Here is a 21,823-nt window from a genome sequence, read left to right on the forward strand (position 1 = left end):
AGCGGCACTGAAGACACCGCATACCGTAGGAGCGGCTTTAGCCGCGAAGGCTTCGCGGCTAAAGCTGCTCCTACGGGGGGCGTGTCAAATCGCTTCGAGCTTGGCGTAGCCCATCATCAGCCACTTGCTGCCTTCGGCGAAGTTGACCTGCACCCGGGCCTGGGCGCCAGCGCCTTCGAAGTTGAGGATCACGCCTTCACCAAATACCGCGTGTTTGACCTGCTGGCCCAGGCTGAACTGGGTTTCCGGGATGCCGGTACCGCTGAACAGGCTGCTGTTGTTGACCTTTGGGGTGCCGCCGAACGGCCGGCTGACGCTGTTGGACAGGCGCACTTCCTGGATCAGCCCGGTCGGGATCTCGCGTACGAAACGCGACACCTTGTTGTAGGTCTCACTGCCATACAGGCGGCGGGTTTCGGCGTAGGTCATGACCAGTTGCTGCATGGCCCGGGTGATACCGACATAGGCCAGGCGCCGCTCTTCTTCCAGGCGCCCCGGCTCTTCGAGGCTCATCTTGTGCGGAAACAGGCCTTCTTCCATGCCCACCAGGAACACGTGGGGGAATTCCAGGCCTTTGGCGCTGTGCAGGGTCATCAACTGAATGCTGTCTTCGTGCTCATCGGCCTGGGCGTCGCCGGCTTCCAGCGAGGCGTGGCTGAGGAAGGCCGCCAGCGGCGACAGGTCTTCTTCGTTTTCGCTGTTTTCGAAAGCGCGGGCGGCGCTGACCAGTTCCTCAAGGTTTTCTACCCTGGCCTGGCCTTTTTCGCCCTTTTCCTGCAGATGGTAGTCGATCAGCCCCGATTGCTCGATGACGGTCTGGGTCATCAGGTGCAGCGGCATGTCCATGACCTTGGCGGCCAGGTTGTCGATCAGCTCGACAAAACCGTTGAGGGCGCTGGCAGCGCGGCCGGTCAGGCCCTTGTTGGCCACCAGCTGGCACATGGCTTCCCACATGGAGACGCTGCTGTGCCGGGCATGTTCGCGGATGGCCTCGACAGTCTTCTCGCCGATGCCGCGGGCCGGCACATTGATGACCCGCTCCAGCGCAGCATCGTTGCCACGGCCTTCGAGCAAGCGCAGGTAGGCCATGGCGTTTTTGATTTCGGCGCGTTCGAAGAAGCGCTGGCCGCCATAGATACGGTACGGAATTCGTTCGCGCAGCAGCGCTTCTTCAAGCACCCGGGACTGGGCGTTGGAGCGATACAGGATAGCGATATCGCTACGTGACAGACCGCTCTTGAGCGCGCTCTCGATGGTCTCGACCACATAGCGTGCTTCGTCGTGTTCGTTGAAGGCCGCATACAGGCTGATCAGTTCGCCATCGCCGCCGTCGGTCCACAGCTCTTTGCCCAAGCGGCCACTGTTATTGACGATCAGACCGTTGGCCGCCTTGAGAATGCTGGCGGTGGAGCGGTAGTTCTGCTCCAGGCGGATGACTTCTGCGTCGGGGAAGTCTGAAGAATACTGCTGGATGTTCTCGATGCGTGCGCCGCGCCAGCCGTAGATCGACTGGTCGTCGTCGCCGACCACCATCAGGCTGTCGCCGCCCTTGGCCAGCAAGCGCAACCAGGCGTACTGCACGGCGTTGGTGTCCTGGAACTCGTCGACCAGCACATGCCGGAAACGGCGCTGATAGTGTTCCAGCAGGCCGGGATGGTCACGCCACAGGTCCAGGGCACGCAGCAGCAGTTCGGAGAAGTCGATGACCCCGGCGCGCTGGCAGGCGACCTCGTAGGCCTCATAGATGCTGCGCATGGTCATCAGGAACAGATCGCCACTGGCCTGAATGTGTTGCGGGCGCAGGCCTTCGTCCTTCTGGCCGTTGATGAACCATTGAGCCTGGCGGGCCGGCCATTTCTGCTCATCCAGCCCCAGCTCACGGATTACCCGCTTGACCAAGCGCTGCTGGTCGTCGCTGTCGAGAATCTGGAAGGTCTGGACCAGGCCGGCTTCCTGCCAGTGCGCGCGCAGCAGGCGATGGGCCAGGCCGTGGAAGGTGCCGACCCACATACCGGCCGGGCTGATGCCCATCAGTTGCTCGATACGGTGACGCATCTCTGCGGCGGCCTTGTTGGTGAAGGTCACCGACAGGATCGAGTGCGTCGAGGCCTGCTCGACCTGCATCAGCCAGGCGATACGGTGCACCAGGACGCGGGTTTTGCCGGAGCCAGCGCCAGCCAGGACCAACTGACGACCCATGGGCGCGGCTACTGCCTGGCGCTGGGCGTCGTTGAGGGAATTGAGCAAAAGGGAGAGGTCATCATGCATGGGCGACATTCTAGGGTTTGCATTGATGCCGGGCAAACCATGCGTGCACCCATGGATATAAAAAGTCTGGGTCAGCAAACGATTGCGCGCTGGCGCAGCGCCGGTATCAAGGCCGCAACCTGTCTGGCTCAAGGTTGTCAGAGAAATAAGGCGATAATTTTTCTACACTCAGGCTGTTTGGACTTGCCGAGTGCTTGTGTATGCTCCGCACACGCTCAAGGCACCCTAATATCAACAAGAATGACGCCATGACTCTCCGCTTCAGTCCGCACGATCCCTTTGGCACGCGTCGTCGGGACATCCGCCAGCAGTTTGCCCCGCACCTTGAGGTCGAGCGCACCCGGCTGCTCTATCAAGGCTCGCTGCTGCCCACGCTGTGTATGTTCATCAATGGCCTGATCTGCGCCTGGCTGTTATGGAGCCCGCAGCGCGACTGGCAGGTGGGTATCTGGCTGGTCTGGCTGGTGGCTCTGGTCGGCTTGCGCATCGTGCAGGTCACCGCGTTTCATGCCGCAGCGCCCGAGCGTCAGGCGCTGCCAGCCTGGCGGCACCGGTTTTTGCTCGGCGCGCTGGTCAGCGGCCTGACCCTGGCTTGCGCGGCGATGCTGCTGGTGCCGGTGGACAATTTCGAACAGCAAGCCTGGGTGTTCGGCATGATCGGCGTGGCGACCCTGTCGGCCAGTGTCGCTTATGCAGTGAGCCTTTCGGCGTTCTTCACGTTCAGCCTGTCTTGCCTGCTGCCGCCGATCATCTACCTGTTCTGGGGCACAGATGTGCCCAATCGTGGCTGGGGCTGGCTGGGGCTGGTGGTGTTGCTGGCGCTGATCGTGGTGGTGGTGCAGATCAATCGTCTGGTCCGGCGCAGCCTGATCCAGCGCTTTCAGAATCAGGCGCTGATCGAGCATTTGCAGCAGGCTCAGAGCCGCAGCGAACAGCTCAATGAAGAGCTGGCCAGAGAAATCGAACAACGCCGCCAGGCCGAGCGCAGTTTGCGCAAGGCTCAGGCCGGTCTGCAGAATCGTGTCGAACAGCGCACCCGGGAGCTGGAGCAGGCTCGCCAGGCGTTGAGCAAGAGCCCGCCGCCCCTGGCGGCGACGGTATTTGCCTCGGCCAACGAAGGCATTGTCATCTTCGACCCCGAGTACCGGATTCTGACCATCAACCAGGCATTCAGTCGGGTTTCGGGTTACAGCCAGGAAGACCTGGTCGGCCGTAAGGTCACCGATATCGCCAGCAGCCGCGATGCCCGGCGCTACTTCCCGGCCATTCATCAGGCGCTGGAAGAAACCGGCCATTGGCAGGGCGAGTTGGTAGAAGCGCGCAAGAACGGCGAACTGTACCCGCAATGGTTGCAGTTGAGCCTGGTGCGTGATGCTGCGGGAACGGCCAGTCACATTGTCGGCTTCTTTACCGACCTGTCATTCAAGCGTGAATCCGAAGAGCGTCTGCGCTACCTGGCGCACTTCGACGAACTGACCGGTCTGGCGAATCGCTCGCTATTTAAAGAACGCCTCAACCAGGCTTGCCAGCGAGTACGCCAGGGCTCGCGCAGTCTGGCCTTGCTGCACATCGATCTGGACCGCTTCAAGCTGCTTAACGACAGCCTGGGTCATGAAGTGGCCGACCAGTTGCTGCAGCACATCGCCCGGCGGCTGAGCAGCGCCTTGCCGGAAGCCGACACCATTGCGCGGCTGTCTGGCGATGAGTTTGCCGTGTTGTTCGATACTTATGCCAACCTCTCCAGCCTGGCGCGGGTCACTACCCGGATGCTCAACAAACTGCATGCGCCGGTACTGGTGGCCGGCCACGAGCTGGTAATCAGTGCCTCGGTAGGTATCAGCCTGCTGTCGGATTCGGCGCGTGATGTCAGCGCTTTGGTCAATCAGGCCAATATGGCCATGAAGCATGCCAAGCATCTGGGCGGCAATAACTTCCAGTTCTTCACCGAGAGTTTGCAGGCCAGCACGCTGGAACGCCTGCAAATGGAAATCCAGCTGCGCAAAGCCATCGAAGAGCAGCAGTTGCGGGTCTTTTACCAGCCCAGATTGTGCCTGAGCAGCGGACGCCTGGATGCCGCTGAGGCGCTGGTGCGCTGGCTGCATCCGGAGCGCGGCATGGTGCCGCCCGGCGAATTCATCGGCCTTGCCGAAGAAACCGGGCTGATCGGTGCGATTGGCGAGTTCGTGCTGCGCCAGGCCTGCCGGCAAGCCTGTGAGTGGGAGCGTATGGGGCTGGAGCCGATCCGGGTGTCGGTCAACCTGTCGGTGTATCAGTTGCGCCAGGGCAAGCTGGTCAGTCTGGTGCGTCAGGTGCTCGAAGAAACCGGGCTGGACCCGCACCGCCTGGAGTTGGAACTGACCGAGAGCCAGTTGCTCGACAGCGTGGAATACATCATCGCCACCTTCCAGCAGCTGCGCGGCCTGGGGGTGAAGCTGGCGATCGATGATTTCGGCACCGGTTATTCGTCGCTGAGCTACCTCAAGCGCTTCCCGGTGGACTACGTGAAGATCGACCAGACCTTCATTCGTGGTCTGGACGAAGGCTCCGGTGATGCGGCGATCATTCAGGCGATCATCGCCATGGCCCACAGTCTGGGCCTGAAAGTAGTGGCCGAAGGGGTCGAAGAGCAAACCCAGCTTGAGTTTCTCAAGCAGCAGGGCTGCAACGAAGTGCAGGGCTATCTGATCAGCAGGCCGGTAGAAGCGCAGGTGCTGGCAGAAAAGCTGCAGGGTACGGTCTGAATGACGTTCGGGGCAGGGCAGTTATCGCCTTGCACGCTCTGATGTTTGCTTGGATGTGCCCTTTAGCTGGGCGTCTGGCGGCTCATGTAGTATAACTACAAGCCAGCTACACACCTGCCACCGCACCTTCTGATCGAGTCTTTCCTGTGAATCTGCTGCAACACATCACCCAGTCCCGCAACCTGCTGCGCAAGTCGGAACTCAAAGTCGCCGATCATGTGCTGCTTGATCCTGCGGCCGTGATGCACAGCTCCATGGCCGATCTCGCGCACAGCGTGGGTATCAGTGAGCCGACCATCGTGCGCTTCTGTCGCGCCATTGGCTGCACCGGCTTTCAGGACCTGAAGCTCAAGCTCGCGCAAAGCCTGGCGGCGGGTGCCAGTTTCGGTCAGTTCGCGATCAATGAAAACGACTCGGTCGCCGACTACAGCCTGAAGATTTTCGACACGACCCTGCACACCCTGATGGAAGTGCGTGAGAGTCTTGATTCCCAGGCTGTGCAGTTGGCGGTGACCGCCATGGCTGGCGCCAATCGGGTCGAATTCTACGGTTTCGGCGCTTCCGGCGCGGTGGCGGCTGATGCCCAGCACAAGTTCTTCCGCTTGCTGCTCAATGCTGCGGCCTACTCCGACCCGCACATGCAGGCCATGTCGGCGGTGACGCTCAAACCCGGTGATGTAGCGGTGTGCATTTCTCAGTCGGGGCGCTCCAAGGACCTGCTGATCAGCGCCAACATGGTTCGCGAAAGTGGCGCCACGCTGATCACCCTGTGCCCCAGCCAGACCCCGCTGGCCGAGCTGTCGACCATCAATCTGGCGATCGATGTGCATGAAGACACCGAGATTTACACGCCACTGACCTCGCGCATTGCGCACCTGGTGGTCATTGATGTGTTGGCCATGGGCGTGGCCATGGCCCGCGGCCCAAGCCTGGTCAATCACCTCAAGAGCGTCAAGCGCAGCTTGCGCAGCCTGCGGCTGTCGCCCAAGTCGATCAAGAATCACGACGACTGATCCGCGTTTTTCCTGGGCTGGTGTGTTCCGGGCATGGCGAGCGCCAGCGAACACAAGGATCGCTGGCAAATCACGCTGGCGGGTTAAATCAGGCTGCCGGCTGAATACCGCTGATGCTCAGGATGACCTCGCCTCTATGGTAGACAGACACGCTTTGGTAGCTGATCAGGTCGAACACCGAGAAACTCACGGGTTTGTCGAGCGCAGTGGTGTCGCCAAAGACGGGCTCGCCGGTCAACTGCAGGTCCAGTTGAAGGTGGGTGGGTGAACGATCTGCTGCCTGGATCAGTACCGGCTCATAGGCAGCGCTCGGCACAGTGACCATCGCTGACACCTTGACCTCACGCTTGTTGGTGGCCGCTGCTTTGTCGAACCGGATATTCCAGTTTTTGGTTTGAATCGTCATTTGAGTCTTCCTTGGGTGGACATTTTTTAGCGAAGAGATCATCGCCGAAGGGCACGAAGATCGAGGCTGGTTTGGACCGAGGATTGCCTAGCACAGCATCAGAAGGTCGGTGCTCTTGAGGATTAGTTCCTCTCCATGAAAGATGAGCACGTCGTTGTATTTCATGGGGCCTGGCTCAAAGTAAGACACCGGTTTGTCGACCAAGGGGGCAGCAGTTGAGTTGTATTCAACGGGCAGGATGATATTAAGTCGTAGCGCGGAGGATGCTTGATCTGGAGCGGCCTCCAGCCTGGCATCGTAAGGAACGCTAACGATACCTGAAACCCTGAGGCCTTCAGCATCAGGTGTTTTGTCGAATTCGATATTCCAGTTTTTGGTCTGAATGCTCATCTTTAATATTCCCTTATTTGTGATTGTCAGCAGGGTGTCATAAAGCTTTATTCGCCCTGTAAATTCACTATCCGGGAATTGAACAGCGGGGTTGCGGTATATATATATGTTGGGCTTTTGGTTGTTAGTTGTTTTTTCTGGTTGTTCAGGGGGGTAATAGTTTGATGGCGAGATAAGTATATTTTGCTATTGGTTTAAAGGTGGCAGAGCGTCTGTAACGGCGGCCAGAAATTTCATCAACCTGTCATGCCTTTGCCAAGGTATCGTCATCGCTGCAAGCCACTCTGAAGCTCCCGCATAACGTACTGGGAGACAGAAAATGGCTCGGCATTACGATGATATTCAGAACAGCGCCGTAAAAACCCGCCGTCAGCAAGAAGATCAGCGGCGCATGGCGTTTCGCCGTGCAATCGAAACCTACTCCGAAGAACGTCGCCTGACCCAGAGTCTTGGCGACTATATCGACGACGTTCCTGACCAGCTTTGGCAAGTCAGCCTCGCGTCTTCTGATCGTCGAAGCGCTCGGCCAGCCGGCTGATCTGCGCTCGCTCGGTGCGGATAAAGCCCAGGAAGGCATGCGCCACCGGCGACAGCCGCTTGTCCCGGGCCTGAACCACGCACCAACTGCGATACAGCGGCAACTCGGCCACCGGCAGCTCCTTGAGTGTGCCGCTGGCCAGTTCGGCGCTCAGCGCATGGCGAGTCAGCATCGCCAGCCCGAGACCTGCGACCACGCACTCGCGCTGCGCTTCACTGGAGGACACTTCCAGGGTCTGGGTGAAGTGCACACGCTTTTCCTTGAAGTATTCCTCGCAGGCTTTGCGCGTGCCCGAGCCGCTTTCACGAATCAGCAGCGGCCATGGCTCCAGATCTTTCAGGCTCAGCTGCGCCTGCTCGCACAGCGGATGACCGGCAGGCGCCACCGCGACAATCGGGTTGTTGAGAAAGGGCAGGAACTCCAGGTCCATGTCCTGGGGCACCATCGACATGATCACCAGGTCATCGCGGTTATCTGACAAACGCCGGATCACCTGAGCGCGGTTGACCACTGCCAGTGCCAGGCTGACTTCCGGGTATTGGCGCTTGAAGGCGGCGAACAGGTGCGGCACGAAGTATTTGCAGCTGGACTCGATGGCCAGCTTCAACTGGCCCTGAAGCGAGCCCTGCATGTCCGATAATTGCATGTCCAGGCTTTCGAGACGCCCAAAAATATCGCGACTGGCCTGGCGCAGGGCGTCGGCGGCTTCGGTCAGGTATAGCTTTTTGCCCACGTACTCGAACAGCGGTTGGCCGACCAGCTCTTCAAGCTGGCGAATCTGCAGGCTGACAGCAGGTTGAGTGAGCGACATTTCTTCTGCCGCCCGGCTGTAGGAGCGCAGGTCGCACACTTCGTTGAAAATTCGTAATTGACGCAATGTCATACGCATCAATGACTTACGCATTTTCTTGGCATCCGGTTCAGGCTTGAGAAACTGACTATAAGCTTTTGCTTATGCTTCACCCAATTTTTACTGATTTTTGTTTATCGCTGATCCGGCTTAGGGTGTCTTGGCGTCGACGAGTCACATGAGCTGTTACAAAAATAAAGCGACGACTGTCCGGGTTCACGGGCAGTCCAGTGCCGACCGGGATACCCGGAAGGTCTGAATCAATGGTCGAGGAAAAGCCAGTGATCAAGAAAATCCTGATCGCCAACCGCGGAGAGATTGCCGTGCGCATCGTGCGCGCCTGCGCCGAGATGGGCATTCGCTCGGTTGCGATCTATTCGGATGCTGACCGTCATGCGCTGCATGTAAAGCGTGCCGACGAAGCCTATAGCATTGGCGAAGAGCCGCTGGCCGGGTATCTGAACCCGCGCAAGCTGGTCAACCTGGCGGTAGAGACCGGTTGCGATGCGTTGCACCCCGGTTATGGTTTTCTGTCGGAAAACGCCGAACTGGCGGATATCTGCGCCGAACGCGGGATAAAGTTTATCGGCCCGGCGGCCGAAGTCATCCGCCGCATGGGCGACAAGACCGAAGCGCGACGCAGCATGATCAAGGCCGGCGTGCCGGTGACTCCCGGCACCGAAGGCAACGTGGCCGATATCGCCGAGGCGCTGACCGAGGGTGACCGCATTGGCTATCCGGTGATGCTCAAGGCCACCTCCGGCGGCGGCGGGCGCGGCATCCGCCGTTGCAACAGCCGCGAAGAGCTGGAGCAGGCATTCCCTCGGGTGATTTCCGAAGCCACCAAGGCGTTTGGTTCGGCAGAAGTGTTCCTGGAAAAATGCATCGTCAACCCCAAGCACATCGAGGCGCAGATTCTCGGTGACAGCTTTGGCAATGTCGTGCACCTGTTCGAGCGTGATTGTTCGATTCAGCGCCGCAACCAGAAACTGATCGAGATCGCCCCCAGCCCGCAACTGACCCCCGAGCAGCGTGCCTATATCGGTGACCTGTCGGTGCGTGCGGCCAAGGCGGTGGGCTACGAGAATGCCGGTACTGTGGAGTTCCTGCTCGCCGAGGGCGAGGTGTACTTCATGGAGATGAACACCCGGGTGCAGGTGGAGCACACCATCACCGAAGAAATCACCGGCATCGATATTGTTCGTGAGCAGATCCGCATTGCTTCGGGCCTGCCGCTGTCGATCAAGCAGGAAGACATTATCCACCGCGGTTTTGCCCTGCAGTTCCGGATCAACGCCGAAGACCCGAAAAACGGCTTTCTGCCCAGCTTCGGCAAGATCACCCGTTACTACGCGCCCGGTGGCCCTGGCGTGCGTACCGACACGGCGATCTATACCGGCTACACCATTCCGCCGTACTACGACTCGATGTGCCTGAAGCTGATCGTCTGGGCGCTGACCTGGGAAGAGGCCATGGACCGCGGCCTGCGGGCGCTGGATGACATGCGCTTGCAGGGTGTGAAGACCACCGCTGCCTATTACCAGGAAATCCTGCGCAATCCGGAGTTTCGTACCGGGCAGTTCAACACCAGCTTCGTTGAAGCCCACCCTGAACTGACCAATTACTCGATCAAGCGCAAACCTGAAGAGCTGGCCCTGGCCATCGCCGCCGCCATCGCTGCCCACGCCGGCCTGTGAGGAATACAACAATGAGTAAGAAGATTTTCGTCACCGACACCATCCTGCGTGACGCTCACCAGTCGCTGCTGGCCACCCGCATGCGCACCGAGGACATGCTGCCGATCTGCGACAAGCTCGACAAGGTCGGTTACTGGTCGCTGGAAGTCTGGGGCGGCGCGACTTTCGACGCCTGTGTGCGCTTTCTCAAGGAAGACCCATGGGAGCGCCTGCGCCAGCTGCGCGCGGCATTGCCCAACACTCGTCTGCAGATGCTGCTGCGCGGTCAGAACCTGCTGGGCTACCGCCACTACAGCGACGATGTGGTCAAGGCGTTTGTTGCCAAGGCAGCGGTCAACGGCATCGACGTGTTCCGTATTTTCGACGCCATGAACGACGTGCGTAACCTGCGCGTGGCCATCGAAGCGGTCAAGGCCGCCGGCAAGCACGCCCAGGGCACCATTGCCTACACCACCAGCCCAGTGCATACCATCGATGCGTTCGTGGTCCAGGCCAAGCAGATGGAAGCCATGGGTTGCGACTCGATCGCCATCAAAGACATGGCCGGCCTGCTGACACCATTCGCCACCGGTGAGCTGGTCCGGGCGCTGAAGTCCGAGCTGTCGCTGCCGGTGTTCATCCACTCCCACGACACTGCCGGCCTGGCTGCCATGTGCCAGCTCAAGGCCGTCGAAAACGGCGCCGATCACATCGACACCGCGATCTCCAGCTTCGCCTGGGGCACCAGCCATCCGGGCACCGAGTCGATGGTCGCTGCGCTCAAGGGCACTGAGTTCGATACCGGCCTGGATCTGGAACTGCTGCAGGAAATCGGCCTGTACTTCTACGCAGTGCGCAAGAAATACCACCAGTTCGAAAGCGAATTCACCGCTGTCGATACCCGTGTGCAGGTCAACCAGGTGCCGGGCGGGATGATTTCCAACCTCGCCAACCAGCTCAAGGAGCAGGGTGCCCTGAGCCGCATGAGCGAGGTACTGGCCGAGATTCCACGGGTACGCAAGGACCTCGGCTACCCGCCGCTGGTGACCCCGACCTCGCAGATTGTGGGTACCCAGGCGTTCTTCAACGTGCTGGCCGGCGAGCGCTACAAAACCATCACCAACGAGGTGAAGCTTTACCTGCAAGGCGGCTACGGCAAAGCGCCGGGTGAGGTGGACGACAAGCTGCGCCGTCAGGCCATCGGCAGCGAAGAGCTGATTGATGTGCGCCCGGCCGACCTGCTCAAGCCGGAAATGGCCAAACTGCGCACCGATATTGGCGCTCTGGCCAAGTCCGAAGAGGACGTGCTGACTTTCGCGATGTTCCCGGACATTGGCCGCAAGTTCCTCGAAGAGCGCGCAGCGGGCACCCTGACTCCAGAAGTGCTGCTACCGATCCCCGAAGCCGGCGGCGTGGCCCGTGCAGGCGGCGAGGGTGTACCGACCGAGTTCGTCATCGACGTCCACGGCGAGACTTACCGGGTCGATATCACCGGGGTCGGGGTCAAGGCTGAAGGCAAACGCCATTTCTACCTGTCTATCGACGGCATGCCGGAAGAAGTGGTGTTCGAGCCGCTCAACGAGTTCGTCAGCGGCGGCGCCAGCAAGCGCGGCCAGGCCAGTGCGCCAGGCCACGTCAGCACCGCCATGCCGGGCAACATCGTCGATGTATTGGTCAAGGAGGGCGACACCGTCAAGGTCGGCCAGGCCGTGTTGATCACCGAAGCGATGAAAATGGAAACCGAAGTTCAGGCACCGATTGCCGGCAAGGTCGTGGCCATCCATGTGGCCAAGGGCGACCGCGTCAACCCGGGCGAAATCCTGGTCGAGATCGAAGGCTGACCGCTCCTCACAGTTACAACGGTTAACCTCATTTGGGGAGCGTATGCTCCCCTTTTTTTTGCCCGCCATTGACTGTAGGAACGGCTGCAGCCGTAAATACCTGATCTGCAGTAAAGTGCATTTTTTACGCTGCCAGGCCGTTAAAAATGCACTATAGTGCAGATTAACCGCTCATCCTGATCGGTTAAATGCATTAAATTGCAGGTGAGCCATGTATAACCTGACATTGCAGGCATTCTTCAGCGGAGCCTGGCAAGACGCCATGACGCTGTCTTTCGCCGAGCCAGCCAAAGGCTTCGAAAGCCCGTGCCGCATCAGTTACAAATCCACTTATGTGCATGCCAACCCGGAAGCGTTCGAAAGCACATTCGAGCCTGCGGTGAGCATTGGCATGCCGGTGGACTTTGAGCCGCTCTCGCTGCCGCACGCCCCGGCCTTCTTGCATGACATTGCCCCGGCGGGTGCGGCGAAGCGCTATCTGATGGCCTTTTTGGGTCGGCAAAAGCCGCAAGACATCAACGACGACCTGTATTTATTGGGCCGTTGCACGCCTGCCCCGGTTGGCCATCTGCGTATCAAGGAGTCGGCCGAGGCGCTTGATCAGGACCCGCCGCTGGGCTTTGCTCGTGATGATGTGATTACCCGGGACCAACGGTTTCTGGAATATGCCTACGAGCAGGGCGCGGCGATTGGCGGTGCCACCGGTGCCGGAGGGGAAGCGCCGAAACTGCTGATGACCCAAGGGGCTGATGGCCTGCTGTATCCGGACGCGATCCTGCCCGATCAGCAGGCGCGTGCACATTGGTTCATCAAGTTCGCCCGCAATCAGGCCTTGAACAATGATCAGGACATTCTGCGCAGCGAATACCTGTATTACCGGGCGCTTGGGCAACTGGGCATCGATAGCGTGGCCACTGCCGACATGGTGCTGGAAGAGGGCAACAAACCAAGCCTGTGGATGAGGCGTTTTGACCGGCAGGTTACCCGCCAGGGTGTCGAGCGACTGGCGGTCGAGTCGATCTACTCGCTGGCCGGTGTCACGGTGCCGGGCAGTGCGATGGAGCATGTGGAGGTCATCAGGTTATTGGCTGGTCTCTGGAGGCAAAACGGACAGCAAAAAGACATTGATGATCTGGTGGCCGAGTATCTGCGTCGTGACCTGATCAACAAGATCCTTGGCAACTCGGACAACCACGGTCGCAATACCGCTGTGATCCGCAGCCATGGTCGTTATCGGCTGGCGCCGATCTATGATCTGGCGCCCATGGTCATGGATGCCGAGGGCGTTACCCGCACCACCAAATGGGCCAGGCCGATTGAATTGGCAGGGGATATTGATTGGCGCGCAGCCTGCGAGACGCTGGCCGATATTGTTGTGCCTCAACAGGCATTCGAACGCCTGCGCCATGACGCTGAATCACTTCGTGCCTTGCCCGACATTCTGCGTGACAGTGGCCTGCCTGAGGTGACCTTCAATCACCCGGCGATTGCCTTGAGCAACCTTGACCAGCGCTTGAGTGACTGGGGGTTGCGATGACGCTTTCCATGGATATTCGCGCACTGCTGATCGAAAACGTGCAGCAAGGCATTGCCGACGGCACCTTGCAGATTGGCGAGGCGGTAAAACGCCTGCGTGTGGAAGGGGCCGGGATGCTTCAGACCCAATATGCGCGGATGTGCAAAATCTCGGTGCGCACCCTGATCCAGATCGAGCAGGGCGAGGGCAACCCGACTATGAAGTCCCTCAATGCCGTGTTCCGCCCCTTCGGTTTGCAGATGGGCGTGGTGCGACGGCCCCGGAAGTTGTAGGCGCCCGAGTCAGATAGCCTGGCGGCACGCTTGCAGGCTTTTGATCTGCTGCCCGCCGATAAAGTTATCCTCTGCCAGCCACTGTTCGAACGCCCGCTGCAGGGGCGGCCATTCGCTGTCGATGATCGAGTACCAGGCGGTGTCGCGGTTAACGCCCTTGACCACCATGTGCTGGCGGAAGGTGCCTTCGAAGCTGAAGCCAAAGCGATCCGCCGCGCGCATGGAGCGGGCGTTGTTGGCGTTGCACTTCCACTCCAGGCGGCGATTGCCCAGGGCGAAAGACTCTTTGGCCAGCAGGTAGATGGCTTCAGTGCTTTTGGGGGTGCGCTGCATGGGCGCGCCGAAGGTGACGTGGCCGATCTCGATGCGGCCCTGGGCCGGGACGATGGACATTAGGCTGAGAATCCCTTCGACCTTGCCGGTGGTTTTGTCCACCACGCTATAGAACCACGGGTCGCTGCTGGCGGCGTGGCCGGCCAGCCAGCTATCGAAGTCGCTGCGTGCCTGGAAGGGGCCGTACGGCAGGTAGTCCCAGAGTTTTGCATCGGCGCCCGGACCCTCCAGCGCCAGCCACAGGTCGTCGCCATGGCGTGCCGGGTCGAGTTTTTCCAGGCGGATGAAACGTCCTTCCAGCGCCTGGGAGGTGGGCAGGCGTGCGGCTTGCCAGTTCAGCTGTACGTCGGACATGGGCAGCGATCCTGTGCTTAGAAAGTCTTGCGAAATTGAATGAAGCCACCGCGCTCGGCCACTTGCTCATAGAGCCCGATGGCGGTGCTGTTGGTTTCGTGGGTCAGCCAGTGCACCTTGCGACTGCCGTGTTGTGTGGCGCTGGCGTAAACGTATTCGATCAATTGCCGGCCCACGCCGCCGCCGCGTTGCTGTGGATCGACGAACAAATCTTGCAGGTAGCAGGCGTCTTCGATGCTCCAGTTGGAACGATGGTAGATGAAGTTGACCATACCCACCGCCTCATTGCCTTGCCAGGCCAATGCGCTATGGCAGGGTTGTGCCGGGTCGAGCAGGCGTTGCCAGGTTGTCGCGCTGACTTCATTGGCCAGTTCGGTTTCGTAGAAGCGCAGGTAGGCCAGCCACAAGCCCAGCCAGGCGGCATGGTCGGCAGCGTTTACCGGGCGGATCTGTACAGCGGTCATGGCGTCTCCTTCAGCTCATCAATTGAGCAATACGTTGATCCTGTGGGTCAGGACTGGCGGCCAGGCCCTCGCGGACCCCGGCGATATCGCGGGCGTCGCGGTTCTGGCTGAGTTTGCGTTTGCCTTGCAGGCGCTCGATGGGCAAGGCGAAACCGGCAATGGCGGTGAGCATCTTGTCGATGTATTCGGCCGGCGCGTCAGCGATGGACCATGGCTGGTTGCGGCCGCTTTCATGCCGCTCAGTCAGGGCACCAAGGAGCGCGCGCAAGGGCGCCGCTTCAGTGATCAGGCGCGGCCTGCCGTAAGCATGAACGGCCAGGTAGTTCCAGGTCGGCACTGCTTTGCCGTGTTCGGCCTTGCTGGGGTAGAACGAGGGGCTGATGTAGGCGTCCTCGCCGGGAAAGACCACCAGCACTTCAGCGCTGCCGGACAGCTCACGCCACTGCGGATTGCCTTTGGCCAGGTGGCCGTACAGCGTACCGTGAGGTCCTTCGTCACGACGTAGCAGCAGCGGCAGGTGAGTGGCCTGCAAGCCGGATTCACCCTGAGTGACCAGCAAGGCCAGGCGGCAGCGTTCGATCTGTTGCCATTGGCTGTGCAGGTCGTTGTCGCGGAAGGCAGTGGGTGTGTACATGAGATTCCCCTTGGCGAATGGACTCATCCTAGGCAGGCTAATGGCTCTTTGTAAGAGCCATTACTGAGCCATTTGATAGGGCCAATTCAATGACCGACGCACCGCTGTTTCCCTTCGACCCGGCCGGTTTTGCTCTGGACCGGCGCAAGGGGCTGAGTCGTCAGCTCTACCAGGCACTGCGCGAGCGTATTCTGGATGGGCGTCTGGCCAGTGGTACCCGGCTGCCCGCCAGCCGGGACCTGGCCGCCGTGCTGGAGATCTCGCGCAATAGCGTGATGCGCGCCTTCGACCAGCTGTATGCCGAAGGCTTTACCGAGGCCCGGGTGGGCGACGGAACCTATGTCGCCAACTTGTCGCGCATTGCGCTCAAAAAAACCTCGCCCGCAGAGTTTTCCACAATACTGTCCACAGGGTTATCAACAAGCTTATCCACTGGTTTATCCACAAAATCGTCAAAATCGACCCATCTTGAACTCTCGAAAGTTATCCACAGTGATGCGCTACAGATCCTGGAGAGGCATCACTTACCCGCGCCCAAGGGTGGACCGCCGCGGGCTTTTCGGGTCGGTATCCCGGCGTTCGATCTGTTTCCGTTTGCCACCTGGAGCAAGCTCCACGCGGCTTTCTGGCGCAAGCCTGACTTGCAGCAGCTCGGTTATGGCGACCCGGCCGGGGATTGGCGTTTACGTGAGCTGATTGCGGTTTATCTGCGAACTTCTCGCGGTTTGTCTTGTACCCCTGAGCAAATTGTGATCACCAGTGGCGCGCAGCAGGCAATCAGCCTTTGTGCACAATTGCTTCTGAATGCCGGGGACACCGTGGCTGTGGAAAACCCCGGGTATCGGGCGGCAGGGCACGCGTTCGCGATCGCCGGGGCGCGTTTGCAGGGTATGCCGGTCGATAACGAGGGCATGTGCTGCGCGCGATTGAAGGCCACCGGTTGCAAGTTGGCTTATGTGACGCCGTCGCATCAATACCCGACCGGGGTCGTGATGAGCCTGGCACGGCGCCTGCAACTGCTCGACTGGTCACACAAACATGGCGGCTGGATTGTCGAGGATGACTACGATGGCGAGTACCGCTACAGCGGCGCGCCGCTGGCACCGTTGGCGGCACTGGATGCTCAAGGACGGGTGCTATACGTCGGCACCTTCGGCAAGGTTGCCTTTCCGGCGTTGCGTCTGGGGTATCTGGTGCTGCCGCCCGGTCTGGTCGCGCCATTCAGCCAGCGGCGGGCGCTGGACGTGCGCCATTCTGACGTGGCGACCCAGGTCGTCATGGCGCAATTCATCGCCCAAGGGCACTTTCAACGGCATATCCGGCGCATGCGGCGCGCCGCGTTGAACCGCCGTGATGCGTTGCTGAGCGGCTGGCCGCAGGCATTGCCTGGCTGTGAGGCGATGCCTAAAGCCGTCGCCGGTCTGCATGTGGCGGTACGGGTCGACAGCCTGGCGCGTGAGCAGCAACTGATTGCCCAGGCTGAAGCGGTCAGGGTGGAAATCAACGCCCTGAGTGACTATTGGCTGGCGGACGACAGCGCGCCGCCGGACCTGCGGGCCGGGCTGGTGCTGGGGTTTGCTGCCGTGGCCGAAGCAGAGATCGCCGCTGCGCTGGGGCGTTTGCGGCGGGCCTGGGGTTGTCAGTAACCGTTATACTCGGCGGTCTTTCTTGCAGGCTTGGGATACATCATGAGTAATTCGCTATCAGCCATGCCCCAGCGCCGGCTCGGTGCACCGTTGGCTGCGCTGTTTCTGTTGCTGATGGGTACGCAGTTTTTGCTGCTCAGCGTCGGCATGCGCCAGGTTCTGCTGTTGTTGCTTGGCGCAGCATTGGGCGTGACCCTGTACCACGCCGCTTTTGGTTTCACCTCGGCCTGGCGGGTGTTCATTCTGGAGCGCCGTGGCGCGGGCCTGCGTGCGCAGATGGTCATGCTGGCCATCGCCGTGGTGCTGTTTTTCCCGACCCTGGCCAGCGGATCGCTGTTCGGCCAGCCGGTCAATGGCCTGGTGGCGCCCGCCGGGGTTTCAGTGATCGTCGGGGCGTTTATTTTCGGTATCGGCATGCAACTGGGTGGCGGCTGCGCCTCCGGTACTTTGTTTACCGCAGGTGGCGGCAATGCGCGGATGCTGGTGACCCTGGTGTTCTTCATTCTCGGCTCGCTGATCGCGACCCACCACGTGCACTGGTGGTTCGCTTTGCCGTCGCTGCCGGCCACCTCGATGGTCAAGAGCTTCGGCTGGCTGCCGGCACTGCTGCTGAATCTGGCTATTTTCGGTTTGATTGCCTGGGTCACGGTGCGCCTGGAAAAGCGCCGTCATGGCCAGCTTGAAGCGCCGGTCAGCAGCGCGCATCGCGGCTGGCGTCGGCTGCTGCGTGGTCCGTGGGTGCTGGTCTGGGGCGCAGTGGCGCTGGCGCTGCTGAACTACGCGACGCTGGCCCTGGCCGGGCGGCCGTGGGGCATTACCTCGGCGTTCGCCTTGTGGGGTGCGAAGATTTCCATGGCGGCGGGGCTGGATGTCAGCACCTGGCCGTTCTGGCAGAGCGCCGGTAATGCCAAGGCGCTGGCTGCCCCGGTGTGGCAGGACATCACCAGTGTGATGGATATCGGCATCATGATCGGCGCCCTGTTGGCGGCCGGCCTGGCCGGGCGTTTCGCGCCGAATCTGGATATCCCGACCCGTTCGCTGGTGGCGGCGGTGATCGGTGGCTTGCTGTTGGGCTACGGTTCGCGGCTGGCCTACGGCTGCAATATCGGCGCGTACTTCAGCGGCATCGCCTCGGGCAGTGTGCATGGCTGGCTGTGGCTGGTGGCGGCTTATCTGGGCAACTGCGTCGGGGTTGGCCTGCGGCCGATTTTCTTCGCCGCTGAGCAGCCCAAGGCCGGCCTGAGCGGCTGCTGAATCGTAACAGTCGTCGAACCATCTGCAGCAAAGGCATTCAAAGCCCTGCGGGGTGGTTCGACTGCCACCTCTTTCACTGACGAGGTGGCTCGGTGCAGAAAACCATCATTTCCAAGCTCAGGTTCCTGGGCAAAACCTTCGGCTATGTAGGTTGGTCACTGTTCTGGTTGCTGATCTGGGACGTGATCGTCACGGTCGATTTCATGCTGTTTCTCGACTACAAATACTCGATGCCGGCCATGCCGCTGACGCTGCTGGGTTCGGCGCTGGTGGTGCTGACCAGCTTTCGCAATTCCAGTGCCTACAACCGGTGGTGGGAGGCCCGCACCCTGTGGGGCGCGCTGGTCAATAACTCGCGCAGTTTTGCCCGCCAGGTGCTGACCCTGGTCGAGGATGAGGGTGAAACCAATCCGATCAAGGCGGTGTTGCTGCGCCGTCATGTCGCCTATGTGAAATGCCTGTCGGCGCACCTCAAAGGCGAGAGTTGTGGCGCTGAGATCCAGGCGCTGATCGGTGCCGACGAGTTCGAGCGTCGGCATGAAACCAACAATTTCCCCAATGACCTGCTCAACGTTTCGGCACTGATGATCGCCAAGGAGTATGAGGCCGGGCGTCTGGACAGCATTCGCCTGGCGCGTATCGAATCGACTCTGGTGGATATCTCCAACTGTCAGGGCGGCATGGAGCGGATCGCCAATACGCCGTTGCCTTACCCTTACGTGGCCTTTCCACGGCTGTTCATCACCCTGTTTTGCCTGATCGTGCCGATCGGTCTGGTGGAAACCCTGGGCTGGTTCACGCCGCTGGCTTCGACGGTGGTGGGGTTCATGCTGCTGGCCATCGAGAAGATCGGCACCGACCTGCAAAGCCCGTTCCGTACCAGTGAGCATGAGATTCAGATGAAGGCACTGTGTGAAAACATCGAGCGTAATCTGGACTCGATGTTGCGGGTGACCGAGTTCGAGCGCAGGGTGCGCTGAGCGGCTCGTCACACAATGGGTTTATTCTTCGTTGAGCGCTGAACGCCAGGGCGTTGTCCTGATCTGATGGGCTTTGGCAACGCCAGCGCGATGACAGGAGTGATCTGACGCATGACGCAAAATCCCATCTACACCGTCGAAGGCGAAAACAGCGAGTTCCAGCGTGCCGTCGCGGCGGCCCAGGCCACGTTCAAGTTCATGTACCGCGAGCTTTCCTGGGAGCGCCGCCGGGTGGTGCCGGGCCTGGACCTGGCGGCGGTGAAAATTTCTTTCCCGGTTGAGCCCCTCGATGCCTCATCCCCCTCGGTGGAGAATATGTGGGTGACTGACGTGCTGTTCGACGGGCTGACCCTGCGGGGCGAGCTGATGAACGAGCCGCACTGGGTCACCTCACTGAATGCCGGGGATCTGGTCGCGGCGCCGCTGACAGACCTCAATGACTGGATGTATGTCTGTGGCGGGCGAGTGTTCGGTGCCTTCACCGTCGATGCACTACGCAGTGACATGGAGCCTGACGAACGGGCCGGGCACGACGAAGCCTGGGGGCTGGACTTCGGTGAGCCGGGCAGCGTCGAACTGGTCATGACCGGCATCGATCAGCCACTGCTGCGCTTTTCTCGCGACCTCGACAGCGCAGCAGACCGCGCCGCACTGGCTGAACTGGAGCGCGCCGAACATCCAATGGCTGTCAACGTGCAGGACAACATCGAACAGAACCTGGCTGAGGACCCGACGCTGATTGCGCAGACCGACGATAATGGCCAGCAATACCTGCACCGCGAAACCCTGGCGGGCAATTACGGTTTTGTAGAGGCTTTGCTGCGTCACGGTGCCGACCCTCAGGTACGCGACAGCAACGGACGCACGCCGCTGACGCTGGCGAGAATGGCCGGATGGCCACGGATCGTCGAACTGCTGGAGGCGCACAGCCCGGCAAGCATCTGATGCACACAAAAAAAGGGCCATCACGCACCGGACTGTGGGTCGGTACGCGATGGCCCTTTTCATTGGGGCGCTTTAATTAGCGTGCGCTGGGCACGCTTTCAGCGTTCTCGCCCGCTTTGACCTGCGGTTGCTGGGTCGGGTTGGCCGGCCAGGCGTTACGGTCCAGATCCAGATCAGGGAATTTGCTGGAGTCGAACACCGGGGTCTTGATGCCGGCGGCACGCTGGTCGTCGTAGTCGCGCAGGATCCGCATGGCGACTTTGAACAGCAGGGCCAGAGCCAGCAGGTTAACGAACGCCAGCAGGGTCATGGTGATGTCGGCGAAGGCGAACACGGTCTTGAGGTCCACTGTCGAGCCCCAGAGGATCAACGCCAGCACGAATACCCGATAGCCGACGATGGCCGACAGCTTCTCGCCGACCAGAAAGCGCAGGCTGTTTTCACCCAGATAGTAGTTGTAGAGAATCGAGGTGAATACGAACAGGGCCAGCGCCACGCTGATGAAGACCCGCCCCCAGTCACCGACCACTGCGGCCAGCGAGTTCTGCGCCAGCACAATACCGTCGCCGCTGTAGCCCACATCGTAGATACCCGACAGCAGGATCAGCAACGCGGTGCAGGTGCAGATGGCAAAGGTGTCGAGGAACACGCTGAACGCCTGGACCACACCCTGGGAAGCCGGATGCTCGACCTGTGCCACAGCGGCAACGTTTGGTGCGCTGCCCAGGCCCGCTTCGTTGGCGAATACACCACGCTTGACGCCCATGACGATGGCGCTGCCGATCAGGCCGCCGAACACTGGGTCCAGGCCAAAGGCGCTCTTGACGATGGTCAGCAGCATGCCGGGCACGTGCTCGATCTGCAGACCAATGACGTACAGGGTGACGGCGATGTAGATCAGGGTCTTGACCGGCACCAGCAGGTCAGAGATGGCCGCGATGCGCTTGATGCCGCCGATGAAACCCAGACCCAGCAGGATCGCCAGACAGATGCCGGCGGTGGCTCTGTCGAAGCCGAAGGCGTTGTTCAGCGAACTGGTCACTGCGTGCGATTGCAGGCCGTTGAAGGCGAAGCCGAAGGTGACCAGCAGCAGGACTGCCATGATCATGCCCAGCCAGCGCTTGCCCAGGCCGTACTGGATGTAGAACGAAGGGCCGCCACGGTACTGGCCCTCGGAGTCCTTGCGCTTGTAAGTCTGGGCCAGGGTACATTCGATGAAGCTGCTGGCCATGCCGACCAGCGAGGTGACCCACATCCAGAACACCGCACCTGGACCACCGAGGGTGACGGCCAGGCCGACGCCGGCAATGTTGCCTGCGCCGACACGACCGGCCAGGCTGAGCATCAGCGCCTGAAATGAACTCAGTTGGCCGGAGCTGCTGCGCAGGCTGTCACGGAACACCGCGAACATATGGGTGAAATGACGAAACTGTACAAAGCGCGAACGGATGGTGAAGTAACCGCCCAGACCGACGATCAACACGATCAGCAGTTGGTCAGCTATGTGAACGAAAAAATCCAGCATCTTATTATTGCCTCGTGTTTTTGAGGGGGCGCACTATACCGGTGCAATATCGAGACGTCTGTAGTCGTTTTCTTGTATGTAGATGTACGGCTATAGAACATCGCGCTTGCGAGGGTTGTGCTAAGGGTTTTGCCGGTGAAACCGGAGCCTCCTTGC

At 60.5% G+C, this 21,823-nt stretch carries 19 protein-coding genes; 11 read left to right on the forward strand and 8 right to left on the reverse strand.

All coding sequences use genetic code 11. The features are described from left to right. Positions 1 to 84: 84 nt before the first annotated feature. The gene (gene uvrD / locus PSCI_RS09225; RefSeq protein WP_045485502.1) at positions 85 to 2,268 is read right to left on the reverse strand and encodes a DNA helicase II; all 2,184 of its coding nucleotides are present in this window, start codon (positions 2,266 to 2,268) and stop codon (positions 85 to 87) included. A 248-nt stretch (positions 2,269 to 2,516) separates the two neighbouring features. On the opposite strand from uvrD, the gene PSCI_RS09230 reads away from it, so the two are divergent. Continuing rightward, positions 2,517 to 5,009, forward strand: coding sequence for a putative bifunctional diguanylate cyclase/phosphodiesterase (locus tag PSCI_RS09230; protein WP_045485503.1), 2,493 nt, complete (start codon positions 2,517 to 2,519; stop codon positions 5,007 to 5,009). Positions 5,010 to 5,155: 146 nt separating this feature from the next. Then, on the forward strand, positions 5,156 to 6,022 hold the full coding sequence (hexR, locus tag PSCI_RS09235; RefSeq protein WP_045485504.1) for a transcriptional regulator HexR: 867 nt from the start codon (positions 5,156 to 5,158) through the stop codon (positions 6,020 to 6,022). Positions 6,023 to 6,110: 88 nt separating this feature from the next. Here the strand turns inward: hexR and PSCI_RS09240 are convergent, their stop codons facing one another. Continuing rightward, positions 6,111 to 6,428 (reverse strand): hypothetical protein, encoded by a 318-nt coding sequence (locus PSCI_RS09240; protein WP_045485506.1) that lies wholly within the window; start codon positions 6,426 to 6,428, stop codon positions 6,111 to 6,113. 87 nt (positions 6,429 to 6,515) lie between these two features. Continuing rightward, on the reverse strand, positions 6,516 to 6,818 hold the full coding sequence (locus tag PSCI_RS09245; protein WP_045485508.1) for a hypothetical protein: 303 nt from the start codon (positions 6,816 to 6,818) through the stop codon (positions 6,516 to 6,518). Positions 6,819 to 7,137: 319 nt separating this feature from the next. On the opposite strand from PSCI_RS09245, the gene PSCI_RS29760 reads away from it, so the two are divergent. Beyond that, on the forward strand, positions 7,138 to 7,356 hold the full coding sequence (locus PSCI_RS29760) for a PA3496 family putative envelope integrity protein (protein ID WP_084709911.1): 219 nt from the start codon (positions 7,138 to 7,140) through the stop codon (positions 7,354 to 7,356). Here the strand turns inward: PSCI_RS29760 and PSCI_RS09255 are convergent. Next, positions 7,310 to 8,260 carry a LysR family transcriptional regulator gene (locus PSCI_RS09255; protein ID WP_045485513.1) on the reverse strand — a complete coding sequence of 317 codons (951 nt, stop codon included), beginning with the start codon at positions 8,258 to 8,260 and terminating at the stop codon, positions 7,310 to 7,312. The genes PSCI_RS29760 and PSCI_RS09255 overlap by 47 nt on opposite strands. Before the next feature lie 227 nt (positions 8,261 to 8,487). Here PSCI_RS09255 and PSCI_RS09260 point away from each other — a divergent pair, with 227 nt between their 5' ends. From PSCI_RS09260 to PSCI_RS09275, 4 genes are all read left to right on the forward strand, one after another. Next, positions 8,488 to 9,903: an acetyl-CoA carboxylase biotin carboxylase subunit gene (locus tag PSCI_RS09260; protein WP_045494075.1), complete on the forward strand. Its 1,416-nt coding sequence runs from the start codon at positions 8,488 to 8,490 to the stop codon at positions 9,901 to 9,903. Positions 9,904 to 9,914: 11 nt separating this feature from the next. Then, complete coding sequence (oadA, locus tag PSCI_RS09265; protein WP_045485514.1) at positions 9,915 to 11,723, forward strand: sodium-extruding oxaloacetate decarboxylase subunit alpha; 1,809 nt, start codon at positions 9,915 to 9,917, stop codon at positions 11,721 to 11,723. A 211-nt stretch (positions 11,724 to 11,934) separates the two neighbouring features. Next, positions 11,935 to 13,260 carry a type II toxin-antitoxin system HipA family toxin gene (locus tag PSCI_RS09270; protein WP_045485515.1) on the forward strand — a complete coding sequence of 442 codons (1,326 nt, stop codon included), beginning with the start codon at positions 11,935 to 11,937 and terminating at the stop codon, positions 13,258 to 13,260. Further along, positions 13,257 to 13,532, forward strand: coding sequence for a helix-turn-helix transcriptional regulator (locus PSCI_RS09275; protein WP_045485517.1), 276 nt, complete (start codon positions 13,257 to 13,259; stop codon positions 13,530 to 13,532). Before PSCI_RS09270 ends, PSCI_RS09275 begins: the two co-directional genes overlap by 4 nt. A gap of 9 nt (positions 13,533 to 13,541) precedes the next feature. Here the strand turns inward: PSCI_RS09275 and PSCI_RS09280 are convergent, their stop codons facing one another. Genes PSCI_RS09280 through PSCI_RS09290 form a run of 3 tightly spaced genes read right to left on the reverse strand, consistent with a single transcriptional unit; the run spans position 13,542 to position 15,317 of the window. Beyond that, on the reverse strand, positions 13,542 to 14,219 hold the full coding sequence (locus PSCI_RS09280; RefSeq protein ID WP_045485519.1) for a GNAT family N-acetyltransferase: 678 nt from the start codon (positions 14,217 to 14,219) through the stop codon (positions 13,542 to 13,544). Between the two features lie 17 nt (positions 14,220 to 14,236). Then, positions 14,237 to 14,683, reverse strand: coding sequence for a GNAT family N-acetyltransferase (locus tag PSCI_RS09285; RefSeq protein WP_045485521.1), 447 nt, complete (start codon positions 14,681 to 14,683; stop codon positions 14,237 to 14,239). A 10-nt stretch (positions 14,684 to 14,693) separates the two neighbouring features. Beyond that, entirely contained in the window at positions 14,694 to 15,317 is a 624-nt protein-coding gene (locus PSCI_RS09290; RefSeq protein ID WP_045485523.1) for an FMN-binding negative transcriptional regulator, read from the reverse strand. Between the two features lie 89 nt (positions 15,318 to 15,406). On the opposite strand from PSCI_RS09290, the gene pdxR reads away from it, so the two are divergent. The 4 genes from pdxR to PSCI_RS09310 all read left to right on the forward strand — a co-directional run bounded on the left by pdxR (position 15,407) and on the right by PSCI_RS09310 (position 20,142). Then, positions 15,407 to 16,963, forward strand: coding sequence for a MocR-like pyridoxine biosynthesis transcription factor PdxR (gene pdxR / locus PSCI_RS09295; RefSeq protein ID WP_045485525.1), 1,557 nt, complete (start codon positions 15,407 to 15,409; stop codon positions 16,961 to 16,963). Positions 16,964 to 17,005: 42 nt separating this feature from the next. Beyond that, a complete protein-coding gene (locus PSCI_RS09300; RefSeq protein WP_045485526.1) occupies positions 17,006 to 18,217 on the forward strand; it encodes a YeeE/YedE family protein in 1,212 nt (403 codons plus the stop codon). Between the two features lie 92 nt (positions 18,218 to 18,309). After that, the gene (locus PSCI_RS09305; protein WP_045485528.1) at positions 18,310 to 19,197 is read left to right on the forward strand and encodes a bestrophin family protein; all 888 of its coding nucleotides are present in this window, start codon (positions 18,310 to 18,312) and stop codon (positions 19,195 to 19,197) included. 111 nt (positions 19,198 to 19,308) lie between these two features. Then, a complete protein-coding gene (locus PSCI_RS09310; RefSeq protein WP_045485530.1) occupies positions 19,309 to 20,142 on the forward strand; it encodes a DUF2314 domain-containing protein in 834 nt (277 codons plus the stop codon). Between the two features lie 76 nt (positions 20,143 to 20,218). On the opposite strand, the gene PSCI_RS09315 is transcribed toward PSCI_RS09310, so the two are convergent. Then, entirely contained in the window at positions 20,219 to 21,667 is a 1,449-nt protein-coding gene (locus PSCI_RS09315) for an alanine/glycine:cation symporter family protein (protein ID WP_045485532.1), read from the reverse strand. Between the last annotated feature and the right edge of the window lie 156 nt (positions 21,668 to 21,823).

This window comes from Pseudomonas sp. StFLB209, from assembly GCF_000829415.1.
In the GTDB taxonomy this organism is placed as follows: domain Bacteria; phylum Pseudomonadota; class Gammaproteobacteria; order Pseudomonadales; family Pseudomonadaceae; genus Aquipseudomonas.